The 18,766-nt window shown below is 38.5% G+C and carries 14 protein-coding genes and 2 pseudogenes; 7 read left to right on the top strand and 9 right to left on the bottom strand.

The window, feature by feature from the left end; translation table 11 throughout:
- Positions 1 to 21 precede the first annotated feature (21 nt).
- The 5 genes from xylE to QVP90_RS07600 form a co-directional block, all read right to left on the bottom strand.
- Positions 22 to 1,476 carry a D-xylose transporter XylE gene (gene xylE / locus QVP90_RS07620; RefSeq protein ID WP_021936082.1) on the bottom strand — a complete coding sequence of 485 codons (1,455 nt, stop codon included), beginning with the start codon at positions 1,474 to 1,476 and terminating at the stop codon, positions 22 to 24.
- A gap of 227 nt (positions 1,477 to 1,703) precedes the next feature.
- A complete protein-coding gene (gene xylA / locus QVP90_RS07615; RefSeq protein ID WP_005931926.1) occupies positions 1,704 to 3,020 on the bottom strand; it encodes a xylose isomerase in 1,317 nt (438 codons plus the stop codon).
- Between the two features lie 79 nt (positions 3,021 to 3,099).
- On the bottom strand, positions 3,100 to 4,590 hold the full coding sequence (locus tag QVP90_RS07610; protein ID WP_021936081.1) for a xylulokinase: 1,491 nt from the start codon (positions 4,588 to 4,590) through the stop codon (positions 3,100 to 3,102).
- A 64-nt stretch (positions 4,591 to 4,654) separates the two neighbouring features.
- Positions 4,655 to 5,386, bottom strand: coding sequence for an NUDIX hydrolase (locus QVP90_RS07605; RefSeq protein ID WP_005931931.1), 732 nt, complete (start codon positions 5,384 to 5,386; stop codon positions 4,655 to 4,657).
- A 453-nt stretch (positions 5,387 to 5,839) separates the two neighbouring features.
- Positions 5,840 to 6,085: a hypothetical protein gene (locus tag QVP90_RS07600; protein ID WP_005931932.1), complete on the bottom strand. Its 246-nt coding sequence runs from the start codon at positions 6,083 to 6,085 to the stop codon at positions 5,840 to 5,842.
- A 503-nt stretch (positions 6,086 to 6,588) separates the two neighbouring features.
- Between QVP90_RS07600 and QVP90_RS07595 the strand changes: the two genes are divergently transcribed.
- Both QVP90_RS07595 and QVP90_RS07590 read left to right on the top strand, forming a co-directional pair.
- Complete coding sequence (locus QVP90_RS07595) at positions 6,589 to 7,152, top strand: Crp/Fnr family transcriptional regulator (RefSeq protein ID WP_005931934.1); 564 nt, start codon at positions 6,589 to 6,591, stop codon at positions 7,150 to 7,152.
- A gap of 78 nt (positions 7,153 to 7,230) precedes the next feature.
- The gene (locus tag QVP90_RS07590) at positions 7,231 to 8,271 is read left to right on the top strand and encodes an acyltransferase family protein (RefSeq protein WP_021936080.1); all 1,041 of its coding nucleotides are present in this window, start codon (positions 7,231 to 7,233) and stop codon (positions 8,269 to 8,271) included.
- Positions 8,272 to 10,088: 1,817 nt separating this feature from the next.
- On the opposite strand, the pseudogene QVP90_RS07585 reads toward QVP90_RS07590, so the two are convergent.
- Positions 10,089 to 10,433 (bottom strand): annotated as a pseudogene (locus QVP90_RS07585) (winged helix-turn-helix transcriptional regulator); the annotation flags it as partial.
- Between the two features lie 259 nt (positions 10,434 to 10,692).
- Here QVP90_RS07585 and QVP90_RS07580 point away from each other — a divergent pair.
- Positions 10,693 to 11,565 carry an arginase family protein gene (locus QVP90_RS07580; RefSeq protein WP_264381146.1) on the top strand — a complete coding sequence of 291 codons (873 nt, stop codon included), beginning with the start codon at positions 10,693 to 10,695 and terminating at the stop codon, positions 11,563 to 11,565.
- A gap of 100 nt (positions 11,566 to 11,665) precedes the next feature.
- On the opposite strand, the gene QVP90_RS07575 is transcribed toward QVP90_RS07580, so the two are convergent.
- The 3 genes and pseudogenes from QVP90_RS07575 to QVP90_RS07570 form a co-directional block, all read right to left on the bottom strand.
- Positions 11,666 to 12,265, bottom strand: a complete 600-nt coding sequence (locus tag QVP90_RS07575; RefSeq protein ID WP_021936076.1) for a DUF1062 domain-containing protein — start codon at positions 12,263 to 12,265, stop codon at positions 11,666 to 11,668.
- Between the two features lie 199 nt (positions 12,266 to 12,464).
- Positions 12,465 to 12,630, bottom strand: a pseudogene (locus tag QVP90_RS19865) (GNAT family N-acetyltransferase); the annotation flags it as partial.
- Between the two features lie 166 nt (positions 12,631 to 12,796).
- Positions 12,797 to 13,636, bottom strand: coding sequence for an RteC domain-containing protein (locus tag QVP90_RS07570; protein WP_005931947.1), 840 nt, complete (start codon positions 13,634 to 13,636; stop codon positions 12,797 to 12,799).
- Between the two features lie 573 nt (positions 13,637 to 14,209).
- Between QVP90_RS07570 and thiD the strand changes: the two genes are divergently transcribed.
- The 4 genes from thiD (at position 14,210) to QVP90_RS07550 (ending at position 18,745) form a co-directional block, all read left to right on the top strand.
- On the top strand, positions 14,210 to 15,043 hold the full coding sequence (thiD, locus tag QVP90_RS07565; RefSeq protein ID WP_005931950.1) for a bifunctional hydroxymethylpyrimidine kinase/phosphomethylpyrimidine kinase: 834 nt from the start codon (positions 14,210 to 14,212) through the stop codon (positions 15,041 to 15,043).
- A 102-nt stretch (positions 15,044 to 15,145) separates the two neighbouring features.
- A complete protein-coding gene (fabD, locus tag QVP90_RS07560) occupies positions 15,146 to 16,033 on the top strand; it encodes an ACP S-malonyltransferase (protein ID WP_005931953.1) in 888 nt (295 codons plus the stop codon).
- Between the two features lie 271 nt (positions 16,034 to 16,304).
- Positions 16,305 to 16,763 (top strand): cold-shock protein, encoded by a 459-nt coding sequence (locus tag QVP90_RS07555; RefSeq protein ID WP_005931956.1) that lies wholly within the window; start codon positions 16,305 to 16,307, stop codon positions 16,761 to 16,763.
- A 509-nt stretch (positions 16,764 to 17,272) separates the two neighbouring features.
- Positions 17,273 to 18,745 carry a hypothetical protein gene (locus QVP90_RS07550; protein ID WP_288204054.1) on the top strand — a complete coding sequence of 491 codons (1,473 nt, stop codon included), beginning with the start codon at positions 17,273 to 17,275 and terminating at the stop codon, positions 18,743 to 18,745.
- Positions 18,746 to 18,766 lie beyond the last annotated feature (21 nt).

The following is an 18,766-nucleotide window of genomic DNA, read 5'->3' as shown; positions in this document are numbered from 1 at the left end:
CTATGACGGCGTAAAGGATCTTTATTTCCTTTTTTTCCAGAGTTTACTCATGTCTTCCAGTGTTTTACCTTTCGTTTCCGGTACCCAACGCCATACAAAGATGGCAGCAATTACACAGATAACTCCGTAAAGGCTGTATGCGAACATCGGACTGAAATCGTAGAGCGCAGGGAAAGTAGAAGATATAATGTAATTGAATATCCACTGGAATGCTACGGCAATGGCAACCGCTTTGCCGCGAATCGTATTAGGGAATATTTCTGCAATAAGTACCCAGCAGATTGGTCCCCATGACATCATAAAGAATGCAGCATAAACAATTACCGACAATACGGGGAAGATGCCTTTAATGGCCATGCTGTCGCACAAAGCTACTGCAAAGGCACCGAAAGCCATACCGATAGAACCGACGATTAATAACGGTTTACGTCCGAATTTGTCAACTGTAAAGATGGCAACCAATGTAAAGACGATATTTACTATACCCATGATCACTGTCTGCATCATACCACCACCCTCAGCACCGGCATTTTCAAAGATACGCGGAGCATAATAAAGTACGGCATTGATACCAATAGCCTGCTGGAACACAGAGAGTAAGATACCGATTACAATAACCGCCACACCGTAAGTAAACAGTTTCTCTGTTTTTTCCTGGGAAGTAGCTTTGATTTCTGCCAGAATCTCTTTTGCTTTTGCTGCACCGTTTACTTTCTCTAATATAGAGTAGGCTTTTTGATCCTGATCGATCATCACCAGATAGCGGGGAGTCTTAGGAACAAAGAACAGCAGTAAACCGAACATGGCAGCCGGGAAAGCTTCGGAACCGAACATATAGCGCCAACCTTCATATACCGACCACATATCTGATGCGCCATTGACGGAGAGAACACCCGTGACGGCATCTTTGTCGATAATCGGATTCTGATGACCGCCCAAAATCATGTAGTTCACAAAATATACCACCAACATACCGAAGATAATGGCAAACTGGTTGCACGAAACCAACGTTCCGCGAATGTTGGAGGGTGCAATCTCTGCAATATACATCGGACAAACAGCCGAAGCAAGCCCTACTCCGATACCCCCGAGCACACGATACAGATTGAATGCAATGAGCAGATTCATATCGGCTTTTCCATATTCGAAAAACAGGAATTCCGGATAATAAGAACCTAATGCGGAAAGAAAGAAAAGTACGGCAGCCAGTCGCAATGAATTGCGACGTCCCAAACGGGAAGCAAAGATGCCGGAAAGCGCGCCACCAAGAACGCAGCCTATCAGAGCACTTGAAGAAGTGATGCCGTGCATAACCTTGTCATACTGGAAATCGGTTGCCGTGAGGAAGAAGGCTTCGAGCCCTTTCTCTGCACCGGAGATTACTGCGGTGTCGTAACCGAACAGCAATCCACCCAGAATGGCTACTGATGTTATGGAATATAGGTAGAGTTTACTACCGTTGTCTGTATTTGTCATGATAATAAGATTATAATTTTAGTAGTCAAGTAGTAAGTAGTCAAGTAGTAAGTAGATAAGTAGTAAGTAGTCAAGTAGTTAAGTAGTAAGTAGATAAATGATCAAAGTAATCAAAAGAATAAAACGAAAATTTTACAGTTACAAATCTATCCTACTTAACTACTTACTACTTGACTACTTAACTACTAAAATCACTTAACTACTAAAATCACTTACTACTAAAATCACTAACAATACATATTTACGATTGCTTCATACAATTCTTGTTTGCCACTGGTCTGTTTCGGTTCGCCGTTTGCTTTTGCATAAGCAACCAAGTCTTCTAAAGACAATTTGCCTTCTTCGAAATCCTTACCTTTACCGCCATCGAATGAAGCGTAGCGGTCGGCCAGCATCTTTTTGTATGGAGATTCGTTCAGCAGATTGGCTGCACTTTCAAGAGCACGGGCCATTGCATCCATACCAGCGATGTGGGCAATGAAGATGTCTTCCAGATCGGTAGAGTTGCGGCGGGTTTTGGCATCGAAGTTTGTACCGCCGTTACCCAATCCGTCGTTGCGGATAATCTGCATCATAGCCTGTGTTAGTTCATAATTGTCGATGGGGAACTGGTCTGTATCCCAGCCATTCTGATAGTCACCACGATTGGCGTCGATAGAGCCCAGCATGCCGTTGTCTACAGCTACAGCTAATTCATGTTCGAAAGTATGGCCTGCCAATGTGGCGTGGTTTACTTCGATGTTCACTTTGAAATCTTTGTCCAGTCCGTGAGCTTTCAGGAAGCCGATAACGGTTTCTGTATCTGCATCATACTGGTGTTTGGTCGGTTCCATCGGTTTCGGTTCGATAAGGAATGTACCTTTGAAGCCACGGGCACGAGCATAATCGCGGGCGATAGTCAGCATTTGTGCCAAGTGTTCTTTTTCGCGTTTCTGATCTGTATTCAGCAATGACATATATCCTTCGCGTCCTCCCCAGAACACGTAGTTAGAACCACCTAATTCGATGGTTGCGTCGATTGCATTTTTTATTTGAACAGCAGCGCGTGCCACTACATCGAAATCAGGATTGGTTGCAGCACCGTTCATATAACGTGCATGACCGAATACGTTGGCTGTACCCCACAACAGTTTGATTCCTGTTTCTGCCTGTTTTTGTTTAGCGTAAGCAACGATTTCTTTCAGATTGGCTTCGTATTCTTCAATCGTATCGGCTTCTGTCACCAAGTCTACATCGTGGAAGCAGTAATATTCGATACCCATTTTCTGCATGAATTCGAAACCGGCATCCATTTTGTTTTTTGCAGCCTGCACGGGGTTGTTGTCGCCATTCCAAGGGAATTGTTTAGTACCGCCTCCAAACTGGTCGCCGCCTTCTGCACAGAGAGTGTGCCACCATGCCATAGCGAACTTCAGCCAGTCTTTCATCTTTTTACCATTGATCACCTTCTCAGCATCGTAGTAACGGAATGCCATCGGGTTCTTACTATCTTTACCTTCAAATTTAATCTTTCCTATTCCGGGAAAATACTCTTTTGTTGCCATAATTTAAATAATTGATTTATGTGGTGAGCTTGCTCTGACAAGTAACTCACACACGGGGTTTATACTTTGTTTCTTTAGATTATTTGTTCATTGATTGTTCAAGGCAGAATTTCCAACGTTCATAGGCGTCGGCATATTCCTGTTGTCTGGCGGTATCCGGTTCGATGACTTCCAGTTTCTCCAAAGTGGCAAATGCTTCATTGTTGTCTTTGTAGATACCTGCTCCGATACCTGCTCCTTTGGCAGCACCGACAGAACCGTCTGTGTCGTACAACTCGATAGTAGCTCCTGTCACTCCTGCCAGTGTGGTGCGGAAGATAGGGCTTAAAAACATGTTTGCTTGTCCGGCATGAATCTTTTGTACGGGGATTCCCATTTTTTCCATGATGTCGATGCCGTATTTAAAGGAGAATACGATTCCTTCTTGTGCCGCACGAATGATATGGTGTTTGCCGTGGGTATTAAAATCCAATCCGCGGATGCTACAACCGATTTCTTTATTGCACAACATACGTTCCGCGCCGTTACCAAAGGGCAGAATGCTAAGTCCGGCACTTCCGACGGGCGCTGTTGCTGCGAGCACGTTCATGTCATTGTAAGAGATACCTTCGGGGGCGACATTGCGTTTTACCCATGAATTCAGAATGCCGGTTCCGTTGATGCAGAGCAGTACTCCCAGGCGGGTTTGTTCGGTGCTATGGTTGACATGAGCAAAGGTATTGACGCGTGATTGCGGGTCATAGTTCACTTCACCGTTTACACCATATACTACTCCCGAAGTTCCGGCGGTCGATGCGATTTCTCCCGGATTGAACACATTCAGTGAGAGTGCATTGTTGGGTTGGTCACCTGCGCGGTAAGTGATAGGTGTACCTTCCTTCAATCCTAATTCTTTTGCCGCAGCGGCATTTACGCGTCCTTGCTCTGCGAAAGTCGGTTTGATGTCGGCAATCAGTGATTCATCGAAACCATAATATTTCATTAGAAAATCAGCAATCCGGTTGTTTTTGAAATCCCAGAATATGCCTTCCGAAAGCCCTTCTACGGTCGTGCAGATGTCTCCGCTCAGTTTCATGGCGATGTAATCGCCCGGAAGCATAATCTTGTATATCTGTTCGTAGATGGCCGGTTCGTTTTCTTTGATCCATGCTAATTTGGAGGCAGTGAAATTGCCCGGAGAGTTCAACAGGTGCGAAAGACATTGCTCCTCTCCTATGGTTTCGAATGCTTTTTGTCCGTAGGGAACGGCACGTGAGTCACACCAGATAATAGCCGGACGAAGCACTTTTTGATTCTTGTTTACGCATACCAATCCGTGCATCTGATAAGAGATACCGATTGCTTTGATCTCGGCAGCATCCACTCCCGATTCCGTCATAATAGCTTGGGTGGATAACTTGAGGTTCTCCCACCAATTTTCCGGTTCTTGTTCGGCCCAGCCCGGATGAACAGCAATAATATTTGCTTCGGTTTTCGGGAAGAATGCCGACGATACGCATTTGCCCGTTTCTGCATTTACCAGACTCGCTTTTACAGACGAGCTACCTATGTCATAACCTAATAGATACATGATGTTGATTTATGAATTATAATTTATGAACATGAAAAGAGGTATATGATTTATACAATCCTTTTCATCTTCTTGTTTTATTATATATTTTCTTATCGAATTTGTAATAGCGTGCTGCCCGGTGAGCTACTCCCTGTTGTTTTTCTTCCAAGGGGACGACGTATTCCATCATTGCTATTTTTTTGTGGAAGTTGCGTACGTCTACCGGTTTGTCGTATACCAGTTCAAATAATATACGCAGTTGGGATGCTGTAAATTTGCGTGGCAACAGGTCGAAGAGCATGGAGGGATTAAATTCCACAAACTGCCGGATGTAAGTCAGGGCCTCTTTGATAATCAGGTTATGATCGAAAGCAAGAACCTTTATATCTTTTAAAGCAACCCAACATGCTTGATGTTCGTCAAGGCTTTTATCCAGTGCCCGGTCTATTTTCACCATCGACAGGTAAGCGATGGTAACAATACGCTCCACTCTCGACTGCATGGCTCTTTCCAGCCAATGTACATCTTTCGGGTTACTGGTTCTGTTTTTGGAGCCGAAAGCTTTGAATTGCATCAGATTTACGTTCTTAAGCCCTGTCAACTCGCACAACACACGTTGGGCGGCTTCATCCAGATCTTCATCCATGTAGATCAGACTTCCGGGAAGTTTCATGTCATGATATACTTCGCCGTCTTCCTCTCCTATTCGTTTTACTAACAGTACTTTTAGCTGTTCTCCGTCAAAACCGATCACTACACAGTCTACTGATATGTGATTGTTTGCTAATGGGGGTTGCTTCTGTATGTTCTGCATAATACTTTAATTTTGAACGGTGCAAATATAGAAGCGTTTTTTGTATCTGCAAATAAAAAATAATATGTTCTAAAGCATTGTTTTTCATAGATATACATATCTTCTATTTTACAGTAACTACAATTCGTCTTATCGTATGGTTTACAATATGTATTTCACGCTTTTGTAAGGGGTACTAATTGTATAAAGTACGAAAACTACGGGAGGCTTTATTATCAATTGGTTTCGTCGATTTATTTCTGTATTTGGAGGGAAGTACTTATTGTACTTTATATGATATATCATTTTGTATTTATAGCGGTACTGGAGAAGCGTTGTGTGAAGATTGTTAAAAAAACAAAAGAACCAAAATGGCTGTTGTTTCTTATTGTTTTAAAGTGAAGACGGGTAAACAGAGACTTTTCCGAAACCGATATGATTTCGGAAAAAATCAGAATTGAAATGATAATTTCTTTATGGTCTGGGATTATCTATTTTATCAAATAGTTCATGCAGACACATTGAATGGATGACGGCTTTCTCTGTCATTTGACGACATTCCATTTTTGATATCTTCATGCGGAGATTTCGAATGGTCTCATCTTGCCTTTCGATATGCATCCACATGGCAGCGATGATAAATAATAATACAATGTATAATAAGATAGCTATTATGCCTATTGTACGAAGTTCATCGGAAGAATAAAAATGGTGTCTCATATATTCATTATATTTAAATGATTATGATCGGGGACACAAAAAAGCGCACCCAATCCAATATAGACTACTTGAGGTGCTGCAAACAACCTGGATACCCTAATACTGAACGAGTGCGCATATCGTAGTTCGAGGACATACGAATGGCCATTCAGTTTAGTGGTATCCATTTAAAAATTGCAGCTTTCAAGTAGACACTAAACTGAATAATTAATGATACTCTCCGAGTATCGATACAAAGATAGTCAAAATAAAATATATTGTAAAAAAGAGATGTAGATATTGTTGCATTTTGTCTGTTTTATAAAATTGCGGAATGACATGATGATACAATATTTCTTATGTATTTAAGATATTCGCAGCGATTGCGGCCTATATATTGTCTTGAAATACAATAGAGTTAATACAAATTAGATTTGTTATATATCATATATGCGTATATCTTTGCAGAATAAAATCACGAGTTTACAAAAAACAGTTTGAGTAAACTCTATTGTAATAAAAATATGCAGAATATAATAGATGGTATTCGCAGATATTATCCTGTGTCCGATAATTCTTTAAATATACTATTCAGTAAAATGAAAAAGTTAGAACTCCCCAAGAAACATCTTCTTATAAAAGAGGGAGTTATTGACAGGCATGTGTATTTTATTGAAAAAGGATTTACACGATCCTACTGTCTCCATGATGGAAAAGAAATGACGATTTGGTTTTCTCGTGAGGGAGACATAACTTTTGCCATGAAAGATTTATATCATAATGAACCGGGGTATGAATATGTGGAGTTATTAGAGAACTGTACTTTGTATGCAATAGCTATAAATGACTTGAATAATCTGTATGAAACAAACATAGAAATCGCAAATTGGGGTAGAGTCATTCATCAAGAATGTTTGTTGTATATGGATCAACACCATAACGATCAATTATTTCTTTCGGCCAAAGAGCGTTATGCCCAACTATTAAAAGAGTTGCCGGATGTTATCCATCGGGCAAATCAGAACTATATATCTTCTTATTTAGGAATTACTCCACAACATTTAAGTCGGTTACGGGCAGTAAAGTAGTTTTTTTAATCTATGTGAATATTTTAGTCGGGCGAAACGTGTACCTTTGTATCTACATTTATTAATTAGCTATATTGTATGATTAATGCACTGACTTCTTTGCGCTTTATATTTGCCTTAATGGTATTTGGAGCCCATTGTTACATCATAGAAGATCTTTTTAATACTCATTTTTTTAAAGAAGGCTTTGTTGGAGTAAGTTTCTTTTTTGTATTGAGTGGCTTTATTATTTCTTATAATTACCAAAATCGTTTGGCAGAACATATCACGACAAAACGTTCTTTTTGGGTAGCACGTATAGCACGTATTTATCCGTTACATTGGTTCACTTTATTTCTTAGCATTGCATTGGGCGGATATGTTATATATGATGGTGGCTGGGATTGGTGTAAACATTTCTTAGCATCCCTTACGCTCACTCAAGCTTATATTCCCCATGCCGATTATTTCTTTTCATTCAATAGTCCGTCATGGAGCTTATGTTGTGAGCAATTGTTTTATTTTTGTTTCCCTTTTTTAGCTGTCTGTTTTAAAAAGAATCAAAAGCTATTGATGCTTTTCATACTGCTTCTTGTATTGACTGTTTGTGGGATGTATTTCACGTCGGAGGAAAATATCAAAGGATATTGGTATGTGAATCCGATAGCGAGGATTCCAGATTTTATAGTGGGCATGCTTCTGTTCAGGTTTTACACGTATCTTATAGATAAAAAGATGACTTATAGGACCGGGACCTTACTCGAAATATCGTCCATAGTGATATTTTTATTTTTTTATTTATATGCTGCTGACGTTCCTAAAGTGTATCGATATACCTGTTACTATTGGTTTCCTGTGGCATTGCTTTTATTGAGCTTCTCTTTGCAAAAAGGTTTTGTTTCACGGCTGTTGTCTAATCGTTTCTTGATTATTGGTGGAGAAATTAGTTACAGCTTCTATCTGATTCACCTTTTTGTATTGTTGTCTTATGCAGAATGGCAAAAAGGAAGTGCTTCCCATATAGATTGGTACATTTCTATTCCGATTCTCTTCAGTGTCACTATTCTCCTTAGTCTGCTTTCTTACTATTATTTTGAGAAACCGATGAATAAACTCGTTAAAACATTGTTAAACAAATAACTCATGAAACTTAATTGATTTAACCGAGTGGGGATGAAATTGCATGTGGTAATCGTAATACATGGGTAGCGCAGAGAAGCTAATTTATATATCACATTGTCAGAATGGTATTTCTACTTCGGTAAAATCATTTTTTTAAGGTTGATGGATACAAAAGACCGAAAATCTTCTCTATTTTCATATAGAAAATTTCAGAGAGTCATTTCTGTAGCCGATTAGCTGTTGTCCAGTTTGTTATTTTGTGTGTTTTATGTGCAATTTGTCTTGAAAATCTGTATATATCAAGCCTTATTCTATTATGAAATGATTTTATTTTTTCATCAGTTAGTCTAAAAGGACTACTTTTAAAAGGAAATAAATTTTTCTCGTAGAGTTTTGAGTCGTTGCTCGTAGAGGAACCGGAATTATCTCCTAAGAAAAAGTGAGTTAACATCTTGGAATAAAATGCATATCTATCCTTTTTATATGGAGATATGCAGAAAAAAGCGTATTTTATTTATTTGTTTATACACTTTTTTCTCTATTTGCTGCCTTTTGATTAAAGTATGTGTTATTAGAAATCGTGATATGAAAGCATTATGTCGGTTTATTCGTATTTCTTGTAGCTTTTGTGCAGATCAGATTTGGTAAAGTAGAAAGTTCTTCCCTACTCTACGTTGTCCGGTTAGTATTTTGGCTATGGATTTTCGTATAAAAGGTTTTGTTTTTATCGGTATATCCTTTTCTTTTTATTAAGATTTTTGGGGGAAACTCATAATCTAAAAAAATTAATTATACTTCAAACTTTTCCGTATTTCACGGAAAGTTTTAATTATACTTTAATCATTAGAATACATTAAGCATGTTATTTTTTTGTGCTTTAAACCCAAAAATAGATGATAAAAGAGAGAGGTGGTAATTAACATTGTTAATCGCTTTTTTTATATACTGTTTCCTTCTTTGCAAAACATTAATCTTTTGCAGTTAAGAAATGCATTTCTTAGCTGCAAAGAATACGATTTAACATAGTATTAATATTAATTTCTTGTACGTAGGTATTAGACTATCTTTTTTTGTAAAACAAAACATTTATATTGTTGATATACAATGATTTGTGTGTTTGTAAATCGGTTATTCCAGACAAATGGACTTCATTCGAATAGAAACTGCGTTTTGCCTGAACTTGTCAATTTAGCAACTTCAATAGTTGTATTTTTCATTGCGCACAGTTTTCATACCCATCAGTGTATTCAAAAGTATGTAGATATGATTGAGTGACAAAAACAATCATTATCTTTACAGATATTTTTATGTAAATAGAAAACATGGATTTAATAAATTGAATATGAAAGATTATGCCATCTAAGAAAAAAACTCTTAACTACTTCGAACGTCAGCAGAAGAAATTGCATCCGAAGAAATATCGTTTTTATTTCTTCGATTACATGTATTATTGCGGTGAGAAATGGGGTGAAAAAAGTTTTAGAATAAGTGGAATGATTGTGTTCTTTTCATATTGGAGTTTTTGCTTTGTCCTGCCATTGAGCCTTTATCTTTCTTCAATTTCTGTATTGTCACATACGGATGGACGGCACATTGTCGGAGTAATGGCATTTGGAATTATTCCGCCTGTTCTTTTCTGTATACTGCGCTATCGGAGTGGACGTTGCTCCGCCCTTATGCGACACTATCGTCAGAGCATATGGCACAAAGGAATTCCGGTATGGTTGATCTGTTCAGCGTGGTTTCCACTTCTTATAGTGGAATTTTGGGTAATAAAAGAGATGGGATGGATTTAGACATTCCTCCGCCTGTGCTAACTTTGTATCTCGTCCTCCAATATCGAGAAGTTTTTTCATGGTCGGTCGGAAGTGATCTCCCCATTCTTCAAGCTGTTCGATAATCGGGAGTAAACTTTTGCCGGTTTCGGTTATGGAATATTCGGAATGAGGGGGAAGTTCCGAGAATATCTTTTTCTTCACTATGCCGTGCATTTCCAATTCTTTGAGTTGTTGATTGATAACTCTCGGGCTGGCTTCTTCAAACAATCGGTGAAGTTCGCTGGGGCGTTTTGCACCTAAGCTTAACTCTTGGATAATGCAACTTTTCCATTTTCCACCCATTACCTCCATCGTAATTTTTATTCCACAGTCTATATCAAAGGGTATTTTCTTTTTGTACATAAGCATTTGTTTTGGAGACAAAAATAACATTAATTGCGGTATTGACAAAAAATAATCTCTGCTGTTGACGCTTCTCTCCGGTATATGGGTGAATTTATCAGTATATGAATAATTTAGCCGTACTTGTATCTTTGTCGGGATCACCCTATTTTTGCACTAAAAATCGGAAGAAATGAGAAATGTTTTGTTATCGACGGTGTTGTTTATGGGAATAATCTCTGTACATGCACAGAATAAAGTATCAATTAATAATCAGAATATGGAAAAGAAAACATCTGCAGTCCGCTTGATTTATCCTCAGTGGCAAGGTGGCATTGTTGCTCATTGGATGCCGGACATCCCTGCTGAAGATGCTTCGAGAGGATATTATCTGGGAGCACAATTGTTGAATATGTTAGCTCCGGAAAGTTCCCAGGAGGTAATTGAAGTTCCGGTATCATTGGATATCAATGACAGGGAGACGGAAAAAGGGATCAGTTCGCGGCGGGTCATCTTGAAACAAACGAAGGCGGCCCTCGAAAAGCTGCGTGAAAAAGCACCGGACAGGATAGTAACGCTGGGAGGTGACTGTTCTGTGAGTGTAGTTCCGTTCACTTATCTGGCCGAAAAATATCCTGGTGAGGTGGCTGTTGTCTGGATCGATGCACATCCTGATGTGAATCTGCCTTATGATGAGTATGAGGGGTATCATGCGATGGCGCTTACTGCTTGTCTGGGAATGGGCGATGAAGAGATAATGGGATTGTTGCCCGGTAAATTCGATGCTTCGAAAGTGCTGATTGTCGGGCTGCGTTCGTGGGATACGGGCATGAAGGAGCGACAGGAAAAGTTAGGTATTAAGGGATTGTCTCCCGAAAAAGTAGCCGGCGACAGTTCGGCCATTCTGGAATGGCTGAAAGAGACCGGAGCTTCGAAAGTGGTTATCCATTTTGATCTGGATGTATTGGATCCTGCTGAAATCATTGCCGGCGTAGGCGTCGAACCCGATGGCATGAGGATAGACGAAGTGGTTCGTGTAATAAATGATATTGCTTCCAAGTACGATTTAGTTGGTCTTACAGTGGCGGAACCGATGCCGCGTATTGCCATTAAAATCAAAAATATGCTTCACCAACTACCTCTGTTAAAGTAGTATGTGATTTTAAATGTAATCGGGTTGTGATGATTTTTACCGTATGCATGAAGATATGTTTTCAAGCAATCTTCATGCATACGAAAAAGTTAGAGGGACGTTACTTGTTCTCTAAGAAAAAAGATTTTTGTATCAGGATGATAACTCCGTTTTTTATCTTTTGTCTTTGCGGTAATTTATTGTCTGAAACGGAAATAATCTCTTGCTCAAAGATACGTTTTAACTGATTGGCTGACAGAGAAAAATAGTCTCGAAGGAATGAAGACAATCTCAAGTTGAATTCGAAATCGCACTTAATTTGTATTTTTAGTGTTTCTTCCATCGTGTTGGCAATATCCTTTTCGGAGATATTGCTGATCACTTCATACCCGACACTACTGTAATCTAATTTTATATTGTTTTTTCTTTCAAGTTCCGTAGAAAAAGCGTATCTCCAGGCTGTATTCCTGTCATTCATTGAAAAACCGTGGAATAGCGCTTTGTCGATCAAGTCCGGTTTACTTCGCGACAATATAGTAAGGTTACAGGTGTTATCACACTTTGTACATCTATATATTAGCCATACATCGATATTTCTTTTTTGAGCATTCATTCTAAACTTGTCGCTACAATAAAAACGTTCATTGTTGCAATGACTGCATCTCTTTATTAATAAAGGACTGTTTTTTACCTTTATTTCCCATGTGAACATTGTATTCATACCAAAGCTGATTTTTTCTTTGCGGATTCTTGATTTTTTCGCAAAGTTGTGTATTAGCTGGTTGTACAATTCACAAGATGTCACAAGATGCTATCAACTTTTTCCTATTTTTACTTTAGCTTGTCAAGTTTATCATAAGAAATCGTCCCGCCGTTTTCTCTTATTATAAGAGGTATTGGCGGGGCGAAAAAAGGTATTTTTCGACTACATAACTTACTGCAAGTAATGCTTTGCGATAGAACATTGACTCATTTAAAATAAAATCGTTCAAATCTGCATTGCCACAGTCGAACGATTTTATAATTTCTTTTATTTTCAAACGACGTACATTAGGTCTTTTGAAAAGCTTCTTCCGTTAGAATCATATTGAATTATTATTCTTTAAATACGTTCATAACGGCTTTGTACCGTTTCAATCGTTTTTCCCTTTGTTCCGGAGTCTCTTTACGGACTTGCTTCATTCGTTCTTCAAATTTCCGGGCATCTTCTCCGAAAAGTATCGGTTTTTTAGTAGTTCAGTGTGAATATAGTTTATCCATCAAGTTCATCCATCATTTGAGTTATTTTTTCTTTTAGTTTATCCAAAAACTGTGTCCTGTTCTTCTTTCTGTTTCTGATTTCCAGAAATATCCGGTAGTAATCGCCTATTTCGATGTTGAAAAGCGTTTCGCAACAAAAAGCGATATCTTTCAGGCTAATGTCGCCTTTATTGAAACATTTACCGGCATATAGTGCATAGATGAATTCAACCAGCGCAACCTTGCTATCGGTCCATTGTAGTAAATTATTCTCGACAATTGAAATAAGTTTGAGATGCAGTTCATCTGATAACAATTCTATTTCGCCTGCCAGATAATGCATTAATTGGTTGTTTGCGAGAATCTCGGCAACACTCGAATCATGCAGGGTAGAAAAGGACAGATCCCTGTCTGCCGATAGGCAATGAACATCCGAAAGAATATCATAATACTCTCTTGTGAAAAACAAGTGATCCGATTCTGTCTTTCCGGATTGATAATAGTTGTAAAAAACTTCGTCAGGATGGCCTTTCTTCAAATGATCGTATTCGTTTTTTAAATATTTGCATTGGGCTGACGGTGATTTTCCGGTACGGTTGTTTTCTATCCGGTACAAACGTACATAATAAATCAGCAGACTGGAAATTTCCGGTTTCCAGACTTTGAAGAAATGAATCTCTTCTTGTAGGTTTTCAAATCGATATTTGGTAATAGCTGCATGCAGTGACGAGAGAGCGGCTTGTATGCAGCTGACTATCTGCTTTATCTTGTCAAGACGGTCAGTGCGTTGTTGCTCAATCCTGTCAATTTCTGCTTCTATCTTTTGCTTAATGTTCTTTACGAAATTTTTCATCTGTATCCGATGCTTTCATAACTTTCAGAGAGACAGTATAGATATTCTGCCTTGAAAAAGCTGAAAAACAAGTTACAATTGTCTCTGAAAAAGACATTGCTGTGAATAATAAAGTGGTATAATGAAAAACCTGCCTGAGTAGGCCTACTCAGACGAAAGAAATTAGCCTGCGGTTTATAAGGCTAATATTAAGCGATAACAAATTTAAGAATAGTACCCAAAATTATTGCTTTTAGAATTCGTTGGCGAAGATAGGATATCCAGTCCGCCCTTCCAAATAATTTGCTGCTTTTTCTTTTAAGGAGATTCTTTTTATTCTGTTTGGCCGCAAGGGCCTGTCCCTTATTAGTAAATTATCAAAAATAGCCCCTAATTTAAAGTTTTGTGTTACAATACAGGCGTCTTTTTATTTCTTCTGAAAATAGCATAAATACAGTTCGTATTTAGAGTCTGTTTAAATTTCGCTCAAAATAAGCTGATAAAAACTTTTAAGAGGAAAATTTAGACGGACTCTAAGAATCAAGCGGGATTTTTATGCTAATTTTGTTTTCTGAAATTATAATAAAGAAGAATATGAAGCATTATCCGGTTATTCTTTCCATTGCAGGTTCCGATTGTTCGGGTGGAGCCGGCATACAGGCAGATATTAAAACCATATCTGCTTTGGGGGGGTATGCGGCATCTGTGATAACGGCGGTGACCGTACAAAATACGATGGGTGTACATGCCGTGCATGCTGTTCCCATCGAAATTATTCGCGGACAAATCGAAGCCGTAATGGAAGATTTGCATCCGGAAGTCGTTAAAATAGGTATGGTCGGTGATGCCGAAACAGTTAGAGCTATCGCCGGCTGTTTGCAAAAGTATCACCCGAAATACATTGTATACGATCCGGTAATGGTATCTACCAGTGGCCGAAAATTAATGAATGACGATGCCATCGAAATTGTAAAAAGGGAGCTTTTTCCGTTAGTCAGCCTTATCACACCCAATCTGGACGAAGTGGAGGTGCTGACCGGCAAGACGATAACTGCCCCGGAGGAAATGCAACGGACAGCACAGGAGCTTTCCACTCTTTACCAAACTGCCGTATTGATAAAAGGAGGGCATTTGCAGGGAGAAGAAATGCAGGATATTTTATGCGTGGATGGCAATATTTTTATTTATAAAGGACGCAAAATAAAGAGCCATAACCTACATGGTACGGGGTGTACCCTCTCCTCTTCTATCGCCACTTATCTGGCTCTGGGATATATAATGGATAAAGCGGTAGGTAAAGCGAAAACGTATATTGGTGGAGCTATCAGTGCTGGTAAAGAGGTAGTTGCCGGCCATGGAAATGGGGCATTATGCCACTTTTGGAATCCGGTGAAGGCACAGATTATTGATGATAAGGTAGATAGATAGTGGGAAAAAGAGATTGCCATTGCACAAAATTGCTGATTTTGTGCTACTGTATTATAAAAATATGTAACTTTGCCCCGCAAATTTAAATTTTAGAACGAAAATATGAAAGCATTTGTATTTCCCGGTCAAGGTGCTCAGTTTGTGGGCATGGGTAAAGACCTGTATGACAACTCTGCATTAGCAAAAGAATTGTTTGAAAAAGCAAACGATATTCTCGGATATCGCATTACAGATATTATGTTCAACGGTACTGATGAAGATCTTCGTCAGACAAAGGTAACTCAGCCTGCCGTGTTTTTACACTCGGTAATTTCCGCTCTTTGTATGGGTGACGATTTCAAGCCGGAAATGACCGCCGGTCATTCGCTCGGTGAATTCTCTGCATTGGTAGCTGCCGGTGCTCTTTCATTCGAAGATGGTTTGAAGTTGGTTTATGCACGTGCTATGGCTATGCAGAAGGCTTGTGAGGTGACTCCTTCTACAATGGCTGCCATCATTGCATTGCCCGATGAAAAGGTGGAAGAAATTTGTGCGTCTGTTTCTGCCGGAGGTGAAGTTTGTGTTCCTGCCAATTACAACTGTCCCGGACAGATTGTTATTTCCGGTTCAGTGCCCGGTATCGAAAAGGCTTGCGAATTGATGAAAGCTGCCGGTGCCAAGCGTGCTCTTCCGTTGAAGGTAGGTGGTGCATTCCATTCTCCGTTGATGGATCCTGCAAAGGTAGAACTGGAAGCTGCTATCAATGCCACGGAATTTCATACTCCCAAATGTCCGGTATATCAGAATGTGGATGCTTTGCCTCATACCGATCCTGCTGAAATCAAAAAGAACCTGGTGGCTCAGTTGACTGCTTCCGTACGTTGGACTCAAACAGTAAAGAACATGGTTGCCGATGGTGCTACGGATTTTACAGAATGCGGACCGGGTGCTGTACTTCAAGGATTGATTAAGAAAATAGATTCTACCGTTTCTGCTCATGGAATAGCATAAGCATTTTTCTTATTAAATAAATGGAAATAAGACAGGCCGTCTCAATTGGATAAATTGGGACGGTCTGTTCTTTTTTGCCATTGTTCTAAAACATTCTTTCCATATACCGTTCCGATTCTCACTTTTTTTCGTATCTTTGCTTTAGAGTGTGAGTTACGATACTGTTATCGCATAGTTTCTCCTTCTTTATAGATCAATTATTAAGAACAAGTTTCTTCCTTAGTTATCTCCTTCACTCTGAAATAAATAATTAGTAAAAATAAAAGTTTATATGGCAAAATCCGTAACAACAGACAAACGTGAAAATGAAAAAAAGAAGCTCGCCCGTCGTGCTGAAAAACAAAAAAGAAAAGAAGAAAAGAAATTAGCTCCGAAAGTGAACAGTTTGGATGACATGATTGCTTATGTCGATGAGAATGGTATGATTACCTCCACTCCACCGGAAGAAAGCGTAAAGAGAGAAGAAATCAAGCAGGAAGATATCATGATAGCGACTCCTAAGAAAGAGAAGGAAGCTCCGACTATAATGAGAGGCCGGATTGAGTTCTTCAATACTTCCAAAGGATTTGGTTTTATTAAAGACCTTTCGGGTACTGAAAAGTATTTTTTCCATATAAATAATGTAACGGGAGATATTTCCGAAAATGATATTGTAACGTTTGATCTGGAACGTGGCATGAAAGGTATGAATGCAGTAAACGTTCGCCTTGAAGAGACACCGGAAATTTAATTATAGGAAAATGGAATATCTTTGAATTATAATTATGTGTACAGAAAAAGGATTCTTTTCTACTCGTGTAGCGTAGTGCATTTTTTAATTCTTATTATATAAAACCTTAAATATCCTATTGAAGATTCTTAATATTAATAGTTTTTTCTCAGTATGAGCTTTATTTAAGCCACATATTGATTAATGGTATGAAAATGAGATCGTGTAAATTAAAACAACTTATTCTGTTTACTTTGTATGTTTGTTGTGAAATTTCATAATTAGGTAAATAATATAGCTAAAGATAGAGATGATATTGATATAGAATGTGAGATTTTTACTATATTTGCATAATATCATATCTTCATTCCATATTTACAATTATGAATTTTGACCAGTATATCATCAATTGCGATATATATATATGTTCATGTATTGACCAACTTAAGGCAGACCATCGCGGATTGCTTTCACAAAGTATTTTAGGACATCTTAGAAACTTTGTAGAGCATGTCTCCGCCAAGATTTATTTGGCAGCCGGAGGAGTACCGGCTGCAACAGAATACGAGACATTGCGTAAAGCTAATAGTTATGTAATGAAGTGTGGTAATCTTAATTTTATAGCCAAATTTCATGACTTGTTACAAATATCGGCCTCTCATTATACTTTCGACCCAGAGAGTTCCGAACGGTTGATGTTAAAATATTATGAGTATTTGTTAAGGATTAAGCAATATATGAAAGGCCGGTTTGGTATGGAGTTGTTGCATAATCTCTATTTATTTCCCCTTAATCTTGATCCTGCATTCAAAATATATCATGAAGCAATTGCATATCGGATCGAAAATCAAGACTTAAAGAATGCAGTAACACATACCGGTAAATTCTATATCTACAAAACCAAGCCTATATTTGTAAATGATTCCATATATTATGAAGTTTCATTCAGCCGGGCTAACGAACATGCCAGTAAATTTGAGCGTCTTATTGCTTTTACTAAATATGAAATCACGTCTACCTATGCAGTTGATCTTCGTCTTGTTTCCACAGGAATTAGTGTGTTTGGGGTTAAAATGCCTATTTCAATCATAATTGACTGGGAGGTAGCTATACGTGCATGCGAACTGAAAAATTTTGCTAAAATTCTTAATATTTCTCTTCCTCCTAATAAAAATAAAGAGTACACGAATCTTATGGCATTTATTAAACAATCGGGCACATCGCTTCCGAAACTTTTAACACTCCCATTTGATGAGTTTACACAATTTATAGAATATGTCAAAGACGGTGCGGCTGTTCACAATCTCTCAGCTATGTTGACTGAATGTCGTAGCCGAATTGAAAAGGCTGGTGGCAATGTTTTACTTTATCTGCTGTATCGGCTGAATAATAAAATTATCAAAAAGCAATATCACAGTGATGCATGTGATTTGTTGTCAGAATTATATTTAAACATCAAATGTGTGCCATTTGACCGTATGCCTTATAAATTTTCGTTAGTTAGACATAATCCGTCGATAGATGATATCTTGGCATCCATTCCTATTGAAGGACATAAACATGAATTGTTGGCACGCCACATCACAGTCAATACTGAGCATAATGGAATACTTTACACTTCACAAGAAGAATTGATTGCTTACGGGGATATGCAACCATTGGTTGATGCTTATAATGCCAATCTTTATTATAAACACAAACTTGAGAACAACAATCTCCAATTGGAATGTTGGAATGGTTATTATTACATCCAGAAATACGAAGATAATGTGATGAAGATACTCCAACGATTAAAAGAGTTGAGTAGTAAAGGGATATTTAGTTATACTCATACGGTCAATTCTTGGCTTTCCAAGCCAGGAGTCGCCGTAGATTCAGATGAAAAACGAAAAGCACTGAAAGAATTATTCTCCAATTCGAGAGTTGCTTTGGTTTATGGTGCAGCAGGTACAGGAAAATCTACTTTTATTAATTATATCTCACGCATTTTTGGTGATCCTTAATTCCGCAACACTTTGATTTAA

Source organism: Bacteroides sp. CAG:189 (assembly GCF_000432295.1).
GTDB classification, from domain to species: Bacteria; Bacteroidota; Bacteroidia; order Bacteroidales; family Bacteroidaceae; genus Bacteroides; species Bacteroides salyersiae.
The sequence above is the reverse complement of the archived record's forward strand: the minus strand, read 5'-3'. Positions and strand labels throughout refer to the sequence as shown.

Coding starts and splice junctions, on each gene's coding strand:
- QVP90_RS07570 (WP_005931947.1), bottom strand. CDS start 13,636: ATGAAAAATTTCGTAAAGAACATTAAGCAAAAGATAGAAGCAGAAATT.
- QVP90_RS07600 (WP_005931932.1), bottom strand. CDS start 6,085: ATGAGACACCATTTTTATTCTTCCGATGAACTTCGTACAATAGGCATA.
- xylE (WP_021936082.1), bottom strand. CDS start 1,476: ATGACAAATACAGACAACGGTAGTAAACTCTACCTATATTCCATAACA.
- QVP90_RS07575 (WP_021936076.1), bottom strand. CDS start 12,265: ATGAATACAATGTTCACATGGGAAATAAAGGTAAAAAACAGTCCTTTA.
- QVP90_RS07595 (WP_005931934.1), top strand. CDS start 6,589: ATGCAGAATATAATAGATGGTATTCGCAGATATTATCCTGTGTCCGAT.
- xylA (WP_005931926.1), bottom strand. CDS start 3,020: ATGGCAACAAAAGAGTATTTTCCCGGAATAGGAAAGATTAAATTTGAA.
- QVP90_RS07555 (WP_005931956.1), top strand. CDS start 16,305: ATGGCAAAATCCGTAACAACAGACAAACGTGAAAATGAAAAAAAGAAG.
- QVP90_RS07580 (WP_264381146.1), top strand. CDS start 10,693: ATGGAAAAGAAAACATCTGCAGTCCGCTTGATTTATCCTCAGTGGCAA.
- QVP90_RS07605 (WP_005931931.1), bottom strand. CDS start 5,386: ATGCAGAACATACAGAAGCAACCCCCATTAGCAAACAATCACATATCA.
- fabD (WP_005931953.1), top strand. CDS start 15,146: ATGAAAGCATTTGTATTTCCCGGTCAAGGTGCTCAGTTTGTGGGCATG.
- thiD (WP_005931950.1), top strand. CDS start 14,210: ATGAAGCATTATCCGGTTATTCTTTCCATTGCAGGTTCCGATTGTTCG.
- QVP90_RS07590 (WP_021936080.1), top strand. CDS start 7,231: ATGATTAATGCACTGACTTCTTTGCGCTTTATATTTGCCTTAATGGTA.
- QVP90_RS07610 (WP_021936081.1), bottom strand. CDS start 4,590: ATGTATCTATTAGGTTATGACATAGGTAGCTCGTCTGTAAAAGCGAGT.